Raw genomic sequence first — 17,056 nt, 5'->3', positions numbered from 1 at the left:
ACTGACACTCAGGTCGACTCAGGCAGCGACGACGTCCACCGCTTCCGCGGGCGCCTTGATGGTCACCCGCCCGGTGGACACACCGGCCACCGACGTCACCGACACCGAGTTGAGCATCGGGCGTACCGGCGTCGGCACCGGTTCGCTCGCCGCTGCCGACTCGGCCAGTTCGGCCAGTGACAGCTCGTCGCTCACTTCACGCATGAGCTCGGACATCCGTACGTCCAGCGCGTCGCAGATCGCGGAGAGCAGCTCGGAGGATGCCTCCTTCTGCCCCCGCTCCACCTCGGAGAGATAGCCGAGCGAGACTCGGGCGGACGAGGAGACTTCGCGCAGAGTACGGCCTTGGCGCTGGCGCTGCCGACGCAGCACGTCACCCAACAGGCGACGGAGCAGAATCATCGGTGGCTCCCTCCTCGGACCGCGTAGCCGCATCCTTCACGCACCACCGTACCGCCTCGCGCCGCAGCCGTGCGGGGAGCGATGTCGTGTTCACTCAGGGCTGCAAACATCAATTCCCCCCGTTGTGTTCCGTATCCTGTGCCCGCGCATTTCCCGAGAGTTCCTCATGGAGCAGTTCCAGCACGCTCCGTACGCTCTCTCTACGGATGTCCGCGCGGTCGCCGTTCAACCTCAACGAGACCACTTTCCCGGCTCCGGCGCTCGCTCCGGGCGGCCCCGCGACCGCCACGTAGACCGTTCCGACGGCCTGCCCGTCCTGGGGTTCGGGCCCCGCGACCCCCGTCGTGGAGATTCCCCAGTCGGCGCCGAGCCGGGCCCGGACACCGGCCGCCATCTGCAGCGCGACCTCCGGATCCACCGCGCCGCGCTCCGCGAGGAGGGCCATGTCGACCCCCAGGAGCTCCTGCTTGAGGACCGTGGCATACGCCGTGACCGAGCCCCGGAAGGACTTCGAGGCCCCGGCTACACCGGTGAGCTCGGCGGCCACCAGACCACCCGTGAGCGACTCCGCGGCGGCCAGCGTGTGACCACGCTCCGCGAGCAGCGCCAGCACCCGGGCGGCCTCGGTCATCGCGTCGCCACCTCCGACCGCGCGGCCGCCCGCTCCTCCGCGAGGCCCTCGCGGCGCAGGACGATCGCCTGCCGCACGTAGTCCAGACCGGTGACCACCGTCAGCACGACGGCCACCGCCATCACCCAGAAGCGCAGGGTGGCCAGCGCACCGGTGAGCATGAGCACGTACATGCCGACCGCCGTGCCCTGCGCGAGCGTCTTCATCTTGCCGCCGCGGCTCGCCGGGATGACCCCGTGCCGGATCACCCAGAACCGCATCAGGGTGATCCCCAGCTCGCGGGCCAGGATGACCCCGGTCACCCACCAGGGCAGGTCACCCAGCAAGGAGAGGCTGATGAGCCCGGCGGCCATGATCGCCTTGTCGGCGATCGGGTCGGCGATCTTCCCGAAGTCGGTGACGAGGTTGTACGTACGGGCCAGGTGCCCGTCGAAGATGTCCGTGATCATGGCGACGGCGAACGCCGCCCACGCCCAGGCGCGCCAGGCGGGGTCGTGACCGCCGTCCTGGAACAGGAGCACCACGAAGGCCGGCACGAGCACGAGCCGGATCATGGTGAGGATGTTCGCGATGTTCCACAGGCTGGCCTGGTTGACGGCCGCAGTGCCCAGCTTTCCGCGGGGCGCCGGCCTACCGGTCCCGCCCGTCGCGGATGCCGGGACTCCGGTCATCTGGCTGCCTCCTCGAAAAGACACTCGGCCACCAGGTCGACGCCCTCCGTGCCGACGACCTTCGCCCTGACCATACGGCCCGGAGCCAGGTCGGGGCTCGCACCGTCGGCCGTAGTGAGGACCACCTGGCCGTCGGTCTCGGGCGCCTGGTGGGCGGCGCGGCCGATCCAGCCGTCCTCCTCGTCGACGGACTCGACGAGTACTTCCAGGGTCTCTCCGATCCGCTCCTCCGCGCGCTGCGCGGTGAGCTCCTCGGCGAGCCGGGAGAGGTGGGCGAGCCGCTCGTCGACGACGTCCTGGTCGAGCTTGTGCTCGTACGTGGCGGCCTCGGTGCCGTCCTCGTCGGAGTAGCCGAAGACGCCGACGGCGTCGAGCCGCGCGTGGGTGACGAAGCGTTCCAGCTCGGCGAAGTCCGCCTCGGTCTCGCCCGGGAAGCCCACGATGAAGTTGGAGCGGGCACCGGCCGTCGGGGCCTTGGACCGGATGGTCTCCAGGAGCTCCAGGAAGCGGTCGGTGTCGCCGAAGCGGCGCATGGCCCGCAGCACGTCCGGGGCGCTGTGCTGGAAGGACAGGTCGAAGTAGGGCGCGATCTTCTCGGTCGAGGTGAGGACGTCGATCAGACCGGGGCGCATCTCGGCGGGCTGGAGGTAGCTGACCCGGACGCGCTCGATGCCGTCGACCGAGGCCAGGTCGGGCAGCAGGCTCTCCAGGAGCCGGATGTCGCCGAGGTCCTTGCCGTACGAGGTGTTGTTCTCGGAGACCAGCATGACCTCCTTCACACCCTGCTCGGCGAGCCAGCGCGTCTCGTTCAGCACGTCCGAGGGACGGCGCGAGACGAAGGAGCCCCGGAAGGACGGGATGGCGCAGAAGGAGCAGCGGCGGTCGCAGCCGGAGGCGAGCTTCACCGAGGCGACGGGGCTGGTGTCCAGCCGGCGGCGGAGCGGCGCGCGGGGCCCGGAGGCGGGCGCGAGCCCCTCGGGAAGGTCGGCCGGCGCGTCGACGGGCATCTCCGCGGCGTCGCCGTGTCCCGGCAGGGCCACGGCCGCGGCGGCCTTCTGGCGCTCCACGGGCGACAGCGGCAGCAGCTTGCGCCGGTCACGCGGGGTGTGGGCCTCGACACTGCCACCGTTGAGGATGGTCTGGAGGCGGTTGGAGATGTCGGCGTAGTCGTCGAAGCCCAGGACGCCGTCGGCCTCCGGGAGGGCTTCGGCGAGCTCCTTGCCGTACCGCTCGGCCATGCAGCCGACGGCGACGACGGCCTGGGTCTTGCCGTGATCCTTCAGATCATTGGCTTCGAGGAGGGCGTCGACGGAGTCCTTCTTGGCGGCTTCGACGAATCCGCAGGTGTTGACGACGGCGACGTCCGCTTCCTCGGCGTTCTCGACGAGCTCCCAGCCGTCCGCTGCCAAGCGGCCTGCGAGCTCCTCCGAGTCCACCTCGTTACGGGCGCAGCCAAGAGTGACAAGGGCGACGGTACGGCGTTCGGGCATGAGCTCAAGACTACTTCGTCCCGGCCGTTCCCCCGTCGCGCAGGGTTCACCTGCGCGACAGAGGTCACATCACGGGGTCCGACGGGCCCGGGCGGATCATCCGGCCTCGGGGTCGCCCTTGGTGTAGGTGAGCCGCTCAACCTGACCGGATTCGAACTTCTCTTCGACCTTCTTGCCGTTGACGTAGAGCTCGATGGCGCCGGCGTTGCCGAGGACCAGGTCGACACGCTCGTCGTCCTGGAAGGTCTTGGACTCGCCCTCCAGGAGGAGGCCGTCGAAGAGCAGCTTCCCGTCCTTGGCCTTGGCCGAGATCCAGCTCTTGCCGTCGACGGCGGTGAGCTTGACCGTGACCTTGTCCTGCGGGACCGCGGCGATCGCGCTCTCGCTGGGCTTCGGGGCGGGCTTGACCGGCTTCGGCTTGGCGGCGGAGGTCGCCTTCTCCGGCGCCGGGGCCGGACCGCCCTCGGCGGTCACGGTGCCCTTGGGGGCCTCGTTGCCGTCGAACATCGTGAAACCGACGAAGCCGACGACGGCGACGATCGCCGCGACCATCGCGGCGGTCCAGTTGGGCCGCCGCGGCTCGGGGCGGATACGTTCCGCCTCGAAGAGCGGGGCGGCGGGGGTGGGCGCGGGACGACCGCCGTGGGCGGCGTCGTACTGCTCGATCAGATCGGCCGGATCGAGACCGACGGCGCGCGCGAGGGTACGGATGTGCCCGCGGGCGTAGACGTCGCCGCCGCAGCGCGAGAAGTCGTCCTCCTCGATCGCGTGCACGATCGGGATCCGGACACGGGTGGAGGCACTGACCTCTTCGACGGTGAGACCGGCGGCGATTCGGGCCTGCTGGAGAGCGCGACCGATCGAGTCCCGGTCGTCTGCCGGGAACGTCCGGTCGTCTTCGGGGGAGTTGCCGATGGACACGAGAGCGCCTTTCGAGCGTGTAGCCACCTGCTGGACGTTCAGTCTATGGGTGGTACGAAAGGGTGGGGCAACCGGGCGGGTGCTGTTTGTACGCCATGAGGCTGGGACATCCATCTGTCCCACCGTCCAACTTGACGTACGGCCAGGGGAAACGGTTGCCCCCGTTCCCTTACGAGTGAGTCTCGGCCCGGTCTCGATCGGGTACGCCGGTCGGGAGCGGCCACGCCGACGCCGATCGGGTACCCGGTCCCCCCGCCGCTACTCCCCCGACTCCCCCCGGATCACGGCGAGCACCGCGTCCAACTCGTCGGGCTTCACCAGCACGTCACGCGCCTTGGAGCCCTCACTCGGCCCGACGATGTTCCGCGACTCCATCAGGTCCATCAGCCGGCCGGCCTTCGCGAAGCCCACGCGCAGCTTGCGCTGGAGCATCGACGTGGAGCCGAACTGCGTCGAGACGACCAGTTCGGCGGCCTGGCACAGCAGGTCGAGGTCGTCGCCGATGTCCTCGTCGATCTCCTTCTTCTGCTTGGTGCCGACGGTGACGTCCTCCCGGAAGACGGGCGTCATCTGGTCCTTGCAGTGCTGCACGACGGCCGCGACCTCGTCCTCGGTGACGAAGGCGCCCTGCATGCGGACCGGCTTGTTCGCGCCCATCGGCAGGAACAGTCCGTCACCCTTGCCGATCAGCTTCTCGGCGCCGGGCTGGTCCAGGATGACCCGGCTGTCGGCGAGCGAGGAGGTGGCGAAGGCGAGCCGCGAGGGCACGTTCGCCTTGATGAGGCCGGTGACGACGTCCACGGACGGCCGCTGGGTGGCGAGGACGAGATGGATGCCGGCGGCGCGGGCCAACTGGGTGATGCGGACGATCGAGTCCTCGACGTCCCTCGGCGCGACCATCATCAGGTCGGCGAGCTCGTCGACGATCACCAGGAGGTACGGGTAGGGGTTGAGCTCGCGCTGGCTGCCCTCGGGCAGCTTGATCTTCCCGTCCCGGATGGCCTGGTTGAAGTCGTCGATGTGCCGGTAGCCGAAGGCGGCCAGGTCGTCGTAGCGGAGGTCCATCTCCTTCACCACCCACTGCAGGGCCTCGGCGGCCCGCTTCGGGTTGGTGATGATCGGGGTGATCAGGTGCGGGATGCCCTCGTAGGCGGTGAGCTCGACCCGCTTGGGATCGACGAGCACCATCCGGACGTCCTCGGGGGTCGCTCTTATCATCACCGACGTGATGAGGCAGTTGATGCAGGAGGACTTGCCGGAGCCGGTGGCACCGGCGACCAGGACGTGCGGCATCTTCGCGAGGTTGGCCATCACATAGCCGCCCTCGACGTCCTTGCCGAGCGCGACCAGCATCGGATGGTCGTCGCCCGCCGCGTCCGCGAGCCGCAGCACGTCCCCGAGGTTGACCATCTCGCGGTCGCTGTTCGGGATCTCGATGCCGACGGCGGACTTGCCGGGGATCGGCGAGATGATCCGGACGTCCGGCGAGGCCACGGCGTACGCGATGTTCTTCGTCAGGGCCGTGATCTTCTCGACCTTCACGGCGGGGCCGAGCTCGACCTCGTACCGCGTGACCGTCGGCCCGCGGGTGAAGCCGGTGACGGCCGCGTCGACCTTGAACTCGGTGAAGACGTTGGAGAGCGACTCCACGACGAGGTCGTTCGCGGCGCTCCGCGTCTTGCCGGGCCCGCCGCGCTCCAGCAGGTCCATCGACGGCAGCGAGTACGTGATGTCGCCGGAGAGCTGGAGCTGCTCGGCCCGCGGCGGCAGATCCGTCGGCTCGGGCGCGGGCTTCGTCAGGTCGGGTACGCCCCCGCCGGGCCGCTCGCCACCGCGCGCCGGCGGTACGGGCGCGGCCGGGGCCACGGGCCCGGAGGTCTCCGCGGCGGCGGCCAGGGCGGCGTCCCGCTCGGCGGTGACGTCCCTGGTCAGGTCGGCGACGATCGGGGAGGGCGGCATGCCGTTGAGCACGGCGCCGTCGAGGGCGGCGGCCGCGGCCGCGGCGATGTCCACCGGGTCCAGGCCGTGGTCGAAGGCGTCGGGTGCGGAGCTGCGCGGGGCACGGCCGGCACGCCGCTCCAGGAGCTCGGCCTCGGCCCGGTCCACGTCGTACGGCTCCGCCGGTCCGGTCGCCCGGCGCCGGACGGGACGAGCGGTCCGGGGAGCGGCCTCGCGCCACTCCTCGTCGTACCCCTCGTACCCCTCGGCCTCCGCCGGGTCGTCGGCGGGCTCGACGATGCCGAGCCGGGCGCCGAGGGCGCGCAGGCGCTGCGGGATGGCGTTGACCGGGGTGGCGGTGACGACGAGCAGGCCGAAGAGCGTGAGCAGCACGAGCATCGGTACGGCGAGGACCTCGCCCATCATGAACACGAGGGGTTGGGAAGCGGCCCAGCCGATGAGCCCGCCGGCGTCCTGCATGGCCTCGGTCCCGTCGCCGCGGCCCGGTGAGCCGCAGGCGATGTGGACCTGGCCGAGGACGCCGATGACGAGGGCGGAGAGCCCGATGCTGATCCGGCCGTTGGCCTCGGGCTTCTCCGGATAGAGGATCAGCCGCACGCCGATGACACCGAGGAGCAGCGGTACGAGCAGGTCGAGCCGGCCGAAGGCCCCGGTCACCAGCATCTCGACGAGGTCGCCGACCGGACCCCTCAAATTGGACCAGGTGCCCGCGGCGACGATCAGCGCGACGCCCAGCAGCAGCAGCGCGAGCCCGTCCTTGCGGTGGGCCGGGTCGAGGCCCTTGGCGCCACGCCCTATCCCCCGGAACATCGCTCCCACGGCGTGGGCCAGGCCCAGCCAGACTCCGCGGGCGAGCCGGTAGACGCCCCCGGTGGGGGACGGTGCCGGGCGGGGCGCGGCTCTCTTCGCGGCGGTCTTCCGCGCGGGCGCGCGCTTCGAGGGCGCGGCCTTCTTGGCCGTCGCCTTCTTGGCGGCGGGTTTGGCCGCGGGTTTGGCGGGTGGCTTGGCGGCCGACTTCAGGGGCGCCGCTTTCTTCGCGGCGGCCGTCGTCCGGCCGGCGCGCGGCTTTGCGGCGCCCGCCGTGCCCTGGGAACCCTTGCCGGACGTACGTGAAGCCATGATGCTGAGGTTACCGGTGAGGGGACGGGCTGTCCGCTCTCACCCGCCGGTAGGCGGACGGGTGTCCGACTCACTCGATCGTGTCAACCGCACCGGGGCACGGAGCTGACGCCGAGTCACGGCACACCACCCCGAGTGACGGCACGTCAGTCCGGGGCGGGCGCCGTCAGGTCCGAGCGGGATACGTCAGGCCCGGGCGGGATACGTCGGGCCTGGTCCCGGCGACGTCAGGTCTGGGCCGGCAGCGTCGGCGTGGCGCCCGTACCCGGCTCCAGGGCGTCCAGCGCGCGCCGCAGCCCGGTGAGCTTGCGCTCCAGATGGGCGGCGGTGGCGACGGCCGCCGCGTCGGCGGAGTCGTCGTCGAGCTGCTTCGACAGCGCCTCCGCCTGCTCCTCGACGGCGGCGAGGCGGGCGGAGAGCTCGGCAAGCAGCCCGGCGGACTCCTTGCCGTGACCGCCCTCGCCACTGCCCTCCAACTGCAGCCGCAGCAGGGCGGCCTGCTCGCGCAGCTTGCAGTTCTTCATGTAGAGCTCGACGAAGACGGAGACCTTGGCACGCAGCACCCACGGGTCGAACGGCTTCGAGATGTAGTCGACCGCCCCGGCCGCGTACCCACGGAACGTGTGGTGGGGGCCGTGGTTGATGGCGGTGAGGAAGATGATCGGGATGTCCCGCGTCCGCTCACGCCGCTTGATGTGCGCGGCCGTCTCGAAGCCGTCCATGCCCGGCATCTGCACGTCCAGCAGGATGACCGCGAAGTCGTCCGTCAGCAGCGCCTTGAGCGCTTCCTCCCCGGACGATGCCCGCACCAGCGTCTGATCGAGCGCGGAGAGAATGGCCTCCAGCGCCAGCAGATTCTCCGGCCGGTCATCGACCAGGAGGATCTTGGCCTTCTGCACCATGCCCCGTCCTCCTCGTCCCGGCAACGGCTCTCCCCGGCTCCCGTAACCGGGGGAAGCACCGGGCGCCGCCCCAGAAGACGACTCCCTAGCGCCGTCCGTCCTTGTGCCGGTCATCGTAGCCGCACCCCGCCCGTCGCCACACCCTGTCACCGCGATGTCACTGTGCACGTAGCAGAAACGCGGTGGGAGACCAGAAGGTTCCCCGTATCCCGCCCTCTCACACCCCCGTGGCGACAGCCCGTCAGCGAAGCCCGGGGGCCGCGCGGAGTTCCGCGCGGCCCCCGCCCCGGAGTCACTCGCCTCGCATCCACTGTTCCATGACGGACAGCAGGTGGTCGGGGTCGACCGGCTTCGTCACATAGTCCGAGGCACCCGACTCGATCGCCTTCTCCCGGTCGCCCTTCATGGCCTTCGCCGTCAGAGCGATGATCGGCAGCCCCGCGAACTGCGGCATCCGCCGGATCGCGGTCGTCGTCGCGTACCCGTCCATCTCCGGCATCATGATGTCCATCAGCACGACCGTCACGTCGTCGTGCTGCTCCAGGACTTCGATGCCCTCGCGCCCGTTCTCCGCGTACAGCACCGCGAGCCCGTGCTGCTCCAGGACGCTCGTGAGCGCGAAGACGTTACGGATGTCGTCGTCCACGATGAGCACCTTCTCGCCCGAGAAGTTGAACGTACGCCTCGGCTCGACCTCCGCCTCGGGCTCCGCCCGGTCCGCGGCGCCCTGCTGACCGAACTGGCCAGGTACCGCGGTCCGCGCCCCGGTCGCCTCCGCCGCGGCCTTCCTCCGGTGCCGGAACAGCGCCCCGGCCCCCGACCGCGCCTCGGTCCGTACGGGCGGCGGCGGGAAGTGCGGGAACGTGTGCACGCCCCCGGCCGCCCCCTCGTCCGCCCCGTGCTGCGCGTCATCGGCGTCCGACGCCCCCTGCCCGTACCCGTGCGACGGCAGCTCCGTCGGGCTCAGCGGCAGATAGAGCGTGAACGTCGAACCGCGGCCCGGCTCGCTCGCCGCGAAGATCTCGCCGCCGAGCAGCCGCGCGATCTCCCGGCTGATCGACAGCCCCAGACCCGTACCGCCGTACTTCCGGCTGGTCGTGCCGTCGGCCTGCTTGAACGCCTCGAAGATGACCCGCATCTTGCTCGCGGCGATCCCGATCCCGGTGTCCGTGACCGAGAACGCGATCAGATCGGCCTCCGGATCGCGCAGCGAACCGGCCTCCAGAAGCTGCTCGCGGATCGACTGCGGCACGTCCGCGTTTGCCGGCCGGATCACCAGCTCCACCGCGCCGGAGTCGGTGAACTTCACCGCGTTGGACAGGAGGTTGCGCAGCACCTGGAGCAGCCGCTGCTCGTCGGTGTGGAGCGTGGCCGGCAGCTCGGGCGAGACCCGCACCGAGAAGTCGAGCCCCTTCTCCGCGGTGAGCGGCCGGAAGGTGGCCTCCACGTAGTCGACGAGCTGGACGAGCGCGATCCGCGTCGGCGAGACGTCCATCTTGCCCGCCTCGACCTTGGACAGGTCGAGGATGTCGTTGATCAGCTGGAGCAGGTCCGAACCGGCGCCGTGGATCGTCTCCGCGAACTCGACCTGCTTCGGCGTCAGGTTGGTCTCGGCGTTGTCCGCGAGCAACTTGGCGAGGATCAGCAGCGAGTTGAGCGGGGTGCGCAGCTCGTGCGACATGTTGGCGAGGAACTCGGACTTGTACCGCATGGAGACGGCGAGCTGTTCGGCCCGCTCCTCCAGGACCTGCCGCGCCTCCTCGATCTCGGTGTTCTTCACCTCGATGTCGCGGTTCTGCCGCGCGAGCAGCTCGGCCTTCTCCTCCAGCTCCAAGTTGGAGCCCTGGAGCTCCTTCTGCCGGTGCTCCAGCTCGGCCGAGCGCTCCTTGAGCTGCTCGGTGAGCTCCTGCGACTGCTGGAGCAGCACCTCCGTCTTGGTGTTGACGCTGATGGTGTTGACCGTGGTCGCGATCAGCTCGGCGATCTGGTTGAGGAAGTCCCGCTGGATCTGCGCGAACGGCTGGAACGAGGCCAGCTCGATCACCCCGAGGACCTTCCCCTCGAAGAGCACCGGCAGCACGATCACATGCGCCGGCGAGGCCTCCCCGAGCCCCGAGGAGATCTTCAGATAGCCCGGCGGCACGTTGACCTGGATGGTCCGCTTCTCCTCGGCGGCCGTCCCGATGAGCGTCTCCCCCGGCCGGAACGAGGTCGGCATGGAACCGGTGGAGTATCCGTAACTCCCGCGCATCCGCAGCTCGTACGCGCCGTCGCCCTCACCGACGAGTTCGGCGTCGCTGTGGGCGGAGCCCGTCGGCATGGCCACGAAGAAGGCGCCGTGCTGGGCCGAGACCACCGGCGTCAACTCGCTCATGATGAGCGAGGCGACGTCGTCCAGGTCCCGCCGGCCCTGCATGAGACCGGAGATGCGGGCCAGGTTGCTCTTGAGCCAGTCCTGCTCGTCGTTGGCGAGGGTGGTGTCGCGCAGGTTGGCAATCATCGTGTTGATGTTGTCCTGGAGCGCCTGGATCTCGCCGGCCGCGTCCACACCGTCGATCTTGACGTTCAGGTCGCCGCGGGTCACCGCGGTGGCGACGGCCGCGATGGCCCGCACCTGCCGGGTGAGGTTCCCGGCCATCTCGTTCACGGACTCGGTGAGGTCGCTCCAGGTGCCCTCCACGTCCCGGACGCGGGCCTGGCCGCCGAGCTGCCCGTCGGTGCCCACCTCACGGGCCACTCGCGTGACCTCCTCGGCGAAGTTCGAGAGCTGGTCCACCATCGTGTTGATGGTGTTCTTCAGCTCCTGGATCTCACCGCGCGCGTCGATGTCGATCTTCTTGGTGAGGTCGCCCTTCGCGATGGCGGTGGTGACGGCGGCGATCTGCCGCACCTGACCGGTGAGGTTGTCGGCCATCGAGTTCACCGACTCGGTCAGGTCCTTCCACGTGCCGGAGACACCCGGCACCCGCGCCTGACCGCCCAGCTCGCCCTCGGTGCCCACCTCACGCGCCACTCGCGTGACCTCGTCGGCGAAGGACGACAGGGTCGTCACCATGGTGTTGACGGTCTCGGCGAGCTCGGCGACCTCGCCCCGCGCCTCGACCGTCACCTTCTTCGTCAGATCGCCGTTGGCGACGGCCGCCGAGACCCGGGAGATGTTCCGCACCTGACTCGTCAGGTTGTTGGCCATCAGGTTGACGTTGTCGCTCAGGTCCTTCCAGGTACCGGTGACCCCACGCACCCGCGCCTGGCCGCCGAGGATGCCCTCCGTACCCACCTCACGGGCCACGCGCGTGACCTCGTCCGCGAAGTTCGACAGCTGGTCGACCATCGTATTGACGGTCGTGACCAGCTCCAGGATCTCGCCCCGGGCGTCGACCGTGATCTTCTTGGAGAGGTCGCCCATGGCGACCGCCGTCGTGACCTCGGCGATGTTGCGCACCTGAATGGTCAGGTTGTTCGCCATGAAGTTCACCGACTGGGTGAGGTCCTTCCAGGTGCCGGAGACCCCCTGCACCTCGGCCTGACCACCCAGGATCCCCTCGGTGCCCACCTCACGGGCCACCCGCGTCACCTGCTCCGCGAAGTTCGAGAGCTGGTCCACCATCGTGTTGAGGGTGTTCTTCAGCTCCAGGATCTCGCCCCGGGCGTCCACGTCGATCTTCTGCGACAGATCACCGCGGGCGACCGCCGTGGCGACCTGCGCGATGTTACGTACCTGGGTCGTCAGGTTCCCGGCCATGCCGTTCACGGAGTCCGTCAGATCCCGCCACACACCGGCCACGCCCGGCACCTGCGCCTGCCCGCCGAGCCGGCCGTCGGTACCCACCTCACGGGCCACCCGCGTCACCTGGTCGGCGAAGGCGGAGAGCTGGTCGACCATCGTATTGATGGTGTTCTTCAGCTCCAGGATCTCGCCCCGGGCGTCCACGTCGATCTTCTGCGACAGATCACCGCGGGCGACCGCGGTCGTCACCTGCGCGATCTGCCGCACCTGCGACGTCAGATTGCCGGCCATGAAGTTCACGGAGTCGGTGAGCTCACGCCAGCGGCCGGAGACACCGTCCACCCGCGCCTGCCCGCCGAGCCGGCCCTCGGTGCCCACGTCCCGCGCCATTCGCGTCACCTGGTCCGCGAAGGACGACAGCTGCGACACCATGGTGTTGACGGTGTTCTTGAGTTCCAGCATCTCGCCGGCCACGTCGACCGTGACCTTCTGCGACAGGTCACCGTTGGCCACCGCCGTCGTCACCTGCGCGATGTCCCGCACCTGACCGGTCAGGTTCCGGAAGGCCGTGTTGACCGAGTCGGTCAGGTCCTTCCACGTACCCGCCGCACCCGGCACCTCGGCCTGACCGCCGAGCAGACCCTCGACGCCGACCTCCCGGGCCACCCGGGTCACCTCGGAACCGAAGGCCGACAGCTGGTCCACCATCGTGTTGACGGTGTTCTTCAGCTCCAGCATCTCGCCGGCCACGTCGACCGTGACCTTCTGCGACAGGTCACCGTTGGCCACCGCCGTCGTCACCTGCGCGATGTCCCGCACCTGCGTGGTGATGTTCCGGAAGACGGTGTTGACCGAGTCGGTCAGGTCCTTCCACGTCCCCGCCGCACCCGGCACCTGCGCCTGGCCACCGAGCAGACCCTGCGCGCCGACCTCGCCCGACACCCGGGTCACCTCGTCGGCGAACGTCCGCAGCGTCTCGGTCATCTGGTTGATCGTGTCCGCGAGTTGCGCGATCTCACCGCGCGCGGAGACCCGCACCTTCTGTGACAGATCGCCGTTGGCGACCGCTGTCGTCACCTCGGCGATCCCTCTCACCTGATTGGTGAGATTTCCCGCCATCGTGTTGACGGAATCAGTGAGGTCCTTCCACACACCGGCAACCCCGGCCACCTCGGCCTGACCGCCGAGCTCGCCCTCCGTACCCACCTCACGCGCCACCCGCGTGACCTCGGAGGAGAACGACGACAGCTGGTCCACCATCCGGTTGACGGTGTTCTTCAGCTCCAGCATCTCGCCGGCGACGTTCGCCGTGACCTTCTGCGACAGATCACCGTCCGCCACCGCCGTCGTCACGAGCGCGATGTCCCGCACCTGGGCCGTCAGCCGGTTCGCCATCGTGTTGACCGAGTCCGTGAGGTCCTTCCACGAACCGGACACCCCACGCACCTGCGCCTGCCCGCCCAGCTTGCCGTCCGTACCCACCTCGACGGCGACCCTCGTCACCTCGGAGGCGAACACCGACAGCTGGTCGACGAGGTTGTTCGCGGTACGCGCGACCTTCAGGAACTCCCCGCGCAGCGGCCGTACGGCCCCGTCGGAACCCTCCGAACGCAGGTCCATCCGCTGGTCGAGATCGCCCTCGGCCACCGCCGAGAGGACCCGTCCCACCTCGGACACGGGCCGGGCGAGATCGTCGACCAGCGCGTTCGCGGCCTCGATCGCCGCCGCCCACGCCCCCTCGGTGGGCCCCGCCTCAAGCCGCTCGGACAGCTTGCCCTCACGCCCCACGACCCGCCGCACCCGCGACAGCTCGCCCGTCACGTGCATCTGCCGGTCCGCGACCTCGTTGAACACGGCGGAGATCTCCGCCATGACCCCGTCACCGGAGACCGTCAGCCGTTTACGGAAGTTCCCGTCCCGCATCGACACCAGCGCGGACAGCAACCGCTCCAGCGCCGCCGCGTCCACCTGCACCGTCCCCCCACGGGAACGCCCGCCCCTCGCGCGCGCACCACTGCCGCCACGTCGCGCCGCCGTGCCAGACTCCACCGTGTCCCTCCCGAAAGGGGTCGACCGTACGCTTCCGGCTCTCGCCGATAGCCTGCCCAGTGTTTCACCGCTGCCGAACCAGGCGATAACAGTTCGGCAGCTTCGCACAAGGTCCCCACCCCCGTGGGACGGAAACTGCGGCGACCGGCATCCGCGCGGACAGCGAAGGTAAGTAACCTGGCATCCGGCTGTCCAACCACCCCGGTCCGCCCGGCGGGGGCGGTCTGGTGCGCACACGACCACCGGGCAGTGGGAGGGGCATACCGAGCATGGCAGAGCCGGGCGTCGAGACGCGTACGAGGAGTGCTGTGATCACCGCGCGGGCGACTGCCAGCTTCGAGCCCGTCGGGCGGTCCGTCGCGGCCGCCCGCGCGTTCGTGAGGGACACCCTCCAGGGCTGGGGCCACTCCGAGCTCGTCGACGACGCCGTCGTCCTGACCAGCGAGCTCGTCACCAACGCCGTCATCCATGCCGGCACCTCCGCCGAGGTCCTCTGCCTCCGTTCCGAGGACAGCATCCGCGTCGAGGTCTCCGACCGCTATCCGGAGCGCGAGATCCCCGTCCAGAGCGGCCGCACGCTGGGCAGCCCCGACCGCGAGAACGGCCGGGGACTGCTGCTCTGCGCCGCCCTCGCGCACCGCTGGGGCGTGGACTACTCCCCCACTCGCAAGCATGTCTGGTTCCACCTCGACCTCGCCCAGCGCCCGGTGGGCACCCGCTCCGCGGGCCCCGTCCTCCCGGACGCCCTCCTCCCGGCCGCCGAAAGCCGCGTCCGCGTCGCCGTCGCCCAGATCGACCGCGGCGGAGCGGTCACCGCGTGGAACGAGGACGCCCAGGAGCTCTTCGGCTACGACGCCGACCAGGTCACCGGAAAGCCCCTCGGCGACCTCGCCGCCTGGCCGCACACCCCCGGCATCGGCACCGGCCTCGCCGAGGCCCTGCGCCTCTCCCGCTGGGAAGGCAGCTACGGCATCCGCTGCGCCGACGGCCGCGTCATCCCCGTGTACGCCTCGCACCTCCGGGTCCGCGACTCCCAGGGCGAGCCCTCCACCGTCTGTCTCCTCGTACGGGAGCACGAGCGGGCCGTCCTCCAGACCCCGCAGCGCCCCGCCGCGGAACCGGGCGAGGGCCGCGCGGCGGACCCCTTCGAGGTCTTCATCGGCTCCCCGGCCCCCGACGACCTCGACGGCCTCCTCCAGCGCACGGTCGAGCGCGCCCGCGACATGCTCGACGGCGACGCCGCCTTCCTCCTCCTCGCCACGGACGACGAGACCGAGCTCGAGGTACGGGCGACCACCGGCCTCCCGGCGGCCCGCCAGCGCTTCGCCCGCGTCCCGGTCGAGACCGGCGCGAGCCGCTACGGCTCCGCCCGGATGCCCGCGGTCCACGAGGACCTGGCCGCGGTCCCCGGCGCCGTCCCCCTCCTCGAAGGCACCGGCATGCGCTCGGTGGTCACCGTCCCGCTCAAGGTCGAGGGCCGGCTCACCGGCTCCCTGGGCGTGGCCGCGGAGTCCGCGAACCGCTACTCCAACGAGGAGGCCCTCCGCCTCCAGTTCGCCGCCGACCGCATCGCCCTCGCCGTCGAGTCGGCCCGCCTCGGCGAGCTCGAACGCCTCCGCCGAGGCTCCCTGAGCTTCCTCGTCGAGGCCTCCGACCTCCTCGCTGGCACCTTGGACCGCGACCAGACGCTGGCCCTGATGGCCCAGATGACGGTCCCGACCCTCGCCACCTGGTGCGCCGTCTACACGATCGCCGACCAGGCCTCCGACCCGTACCTCTCGTACGTGCTCCACGAGGACGAGGACCGCATCGACGGCCTCAAGGACCTGCTGTCCTCGATCGCGCCGCCCGACCCGGTGCCGACGCCCGGCGCCCGGGTCTGGACGGCCCCCGGCGACGCCGCGCACCGCGCGGCGCTCACCGCCTCGGTCCGCGCCCTCGACCACCCCACGAGCCCGCTCTCCTCCGGCATCGACACCACCCTGGCCACCGCGACCGCGGTCGCCGGCGAGACGGTCGTCCTGCCCCTGGTCGCCCGTAACCGGGTCATCGGCATGCTGACCCTGGGCCGGCCCTCCGAGGACCACTTCCGCCAGGAGATCCTGGAGCTCGCCGAGGACCTCTCGCGCCGGGCGGCCCTGGCCCTGGACAACGCCCGCCTGTACTCGGAGCGCGTGGCGATCAGCCAGTCCCTCCAGCGCAGCCTCCTCCCGCCCGGCCTCCCGGTGATCCCCGGCGTCGAGGTCGACGTCATCTACCGCGCGGCCGGCGAGGGCAACGAGGTCGGCGGCGACTTCTACGACCTCTTCCCGATCCGCGACGGCGCGTACGGCTTCGCCATCGGCGACGTCTGCGGTACGGGACCGGAGGCCGCGGCCGTCACCGGCCTGGCCCGCCACGCCCTGCGTCTTCTGGCCCGCGAGGGCTTCGGCGGCCCGGCCGTCCTGGAGCGGCTCAACGCCGCGATCCTCGACGAGGGCGCCCGCAGCCGCTTCCTCACCCTGCTCTACGGCGAGATGCACCCGCAGCCGGACGGCTCCGCGATCCTGAAGGTCGTGTGCGCCGGCCACCCGTTGCCTCTGCGCCTTCGCCAGGACGGCACGGTGAGCCCTGCCGCCGAACCTCAGCCCCTCCTCGGCGTCATGGAAGACCTCGAACTGTACGAGGAGACCATCACGCTCGACCCGGGCGACGTCCTCCTCTGCGTCACGGACGGGGTGACCGAGCGCCGCGAAGGCACCCGCATGCTGGGCGACGACGGCCTCGCCGAAGTCCTCAAGACGTGTACGGGCCTGACGGCCGGCGCTGTCGCCTCCCGCGTCCTCCGCGCGGTAGAACGCTTCGCCCAGGCCCCCGCCTCCGACGACATGGCCATCCTGGCGATGCGCCTCCGAGAGCCGGACCCCAGCTGATCCACCAAGGGCGGCCCCGGGAAAGGGGCCGCCTTCCCCTTTCCAGCCCGCCACGACAACGCAAAAAAGGCCCCGCCAATGGCGGGGCCTTTCTTTCTTCGGAGCCCTTTAACGGAATCGAACCGTTGACCTTCTCCTTACCATGGAGACGCTCTACCGACTGAGCTAAAAGGGCGGGTTGTTCGGCGGCGTCCTACTCTCCCACAGGGTCCCCCCTGCAGTACCATCGGCGCTGAAAGGCTTAGCTTCCGGGTTCGGAATGTAACCGGGCGT

The 17,056-nt window shown here is 70.4% G+C and carries 9 protein-coding genes, 1 tRNA gene and 1 rRNA gene; 1 reads left to right on the top strand and 10 read right to left on the bottom strand.

The annotated features are described in order from the left end of the window. Window positions 1-18 precede the first annotated feature (18 nt). From ACIBG6_RS26265 to ACIBG6_RS26230, 8 genes are all read right to left on the bottom strand, one after another. On the bottom strand, window positions 19-402 hold the full coding sequence (locus tag ACIBG6_RS26265) for a helix-turn-helix domain-containing protein (RefSeq protein WP_056648474.1): 384 nt from the start codon (window positions 400-402) through the stop codon (window positions 19-21). A gap of 109 nt (window positions 403-511) precedes the next feature. Then, the gene (locus ACIBG6_RS26260; protein ID WP_399225048.1) at window positions 512-1,033 is read right to left on the bottom strand and encodes a CinA family protein; all 522 of its coding nucleotides are present in this window, start codon (window positions 1,031-1,033) and stop codon (window positions 512-514) included. Next, window positions 1,030-1,704, bottom strand: a complete 675-nt coding sequence (gene pgsA / locus ACIBG6_RS26255) for a CDP-diacylglycerol--glycerol-3-phosphate 3-phosphatidyltransferase (RefSeq protein WP_399225047.1) — start codon at window positions 1,702-1,704, stop codon at window positions 1,030-1,032. Before pgsA ends, ACIBG6_RS26260 begins: the two co-directional genes overlap by 4 nt. Beyond that, window positions 1,701-3,194, bottom strand: coding sequence for a 30S ribosomal protein S12 methylthiotransferase RimO (gene rimO / locus ACIBG6_RS26250; protein ID WP_399225046.1), 1,494 nt, complete (start codon window positions 3,192-3,194; stop codon window positions 1,701-1,703). The genes pgsA and rimO overlap by 4 nt, the downstream gene beginning before the upstream one ends. A 96-nt stretch (window positions 3,195-3,290) precedes the next feature. Further along, complete coding sequence (locus ACIBG6_RS26245; RefSeq protein ID WP_384147662.1) at window positions 3,291-4,115, bottom strand: helix-turn-helix domain-containing protein; 825 nt, start codon at window positions 4,113-4,115, stop codon at window positions 3,291-3,293. Between the two features lie 258 nt (window positions 4,116-4,373). Then, window positions 4,374-7,193, bottom strand: a complete 2,820-nt coding sequence (locus tag ACIBG6_RS26240) for a DNA translocase FtsK (protein WP_399225045.1) — start codon at window positions 7,191-7,193, stop codon at window positions 4,374-4,376. A gap of 227 nt (window positions 7,194-7,420) precedes the next feature. Further along, a complete protein-coding gene (locus ACIBG6_RS26235) occupies window positions 7,421-8,095 on the bottom strand; it encodes a response regulator (RefSeq protein WP_317599720.1) in 675 nt (224 codons plus the stop codon). Window positions 8,096-8,387: 292 nt separating this feature from the next. Further along, window positions 8,388-13,871, bottom strand: a complete 5,484-nt coding sequence (locus tag ACIBG6_RS26230) for a HAMP domain-containing protein (protein ID WP_399225043.1) — start codon at window positions 13,869-13,871, stop codon at window positions 8,388-8,390. A 269-nt stretch (window positions 13,872-14,140) separates the two neighbouring features. Here ACIBG6_RS26230 and ACIBG6_RS26225 point away from each other — a divergent pair, with 269 nt between their 5' ends. Continuing rightward, entirely contained in the window at window positions 14,141-16,783 is a 2,643-nt protein-coding gene (locus tag ACIBG6_RS26225; RefSeq protein ID WP_399225042.1) for a SpoIIE family protein phosphatase, read from the top strand. A 102-nt stretch (window positions 16,784-16,885) separates the two neighbouring features. On the opposite strand, the gene ACIBG6_RS26220 is transcribed toward ACIBG6_RS26225, so the two are convergent. Both ACIBG6_RS26220 and rrf read right to left on the bottom strand, forming a co-directional pair. Then, window positions 16,886-16,958, bottom strand: a tRNA-Thr gene (locus tag ACIBG6_RS26220). Window positions 16,959-16,963: 5 nt separating this feature from the next. Continuing rightward, window positions 16,964-17,056 (bottom strand): 5S ribosomal RNA (gene rrf, locus ACIBG6_RS26215); the annotation flags it as partial.

The sequence above is a fragment of the Streptomyces sp. NPDC050842 genome, assembly GCF_044456565.1.
In the GTDB taxonomy this organism is placed as follows: domain Bacteria; phylum Actinomycetota; class Actinomycetes; order Streptomycetales; family Streptomycetaceae; genus Streptomyces.
The sequence above is the reverse complement of the archived record's forward strand: the minus strand, read 5'-3'. Positions and strand labels throughout refer to the sequence as shown.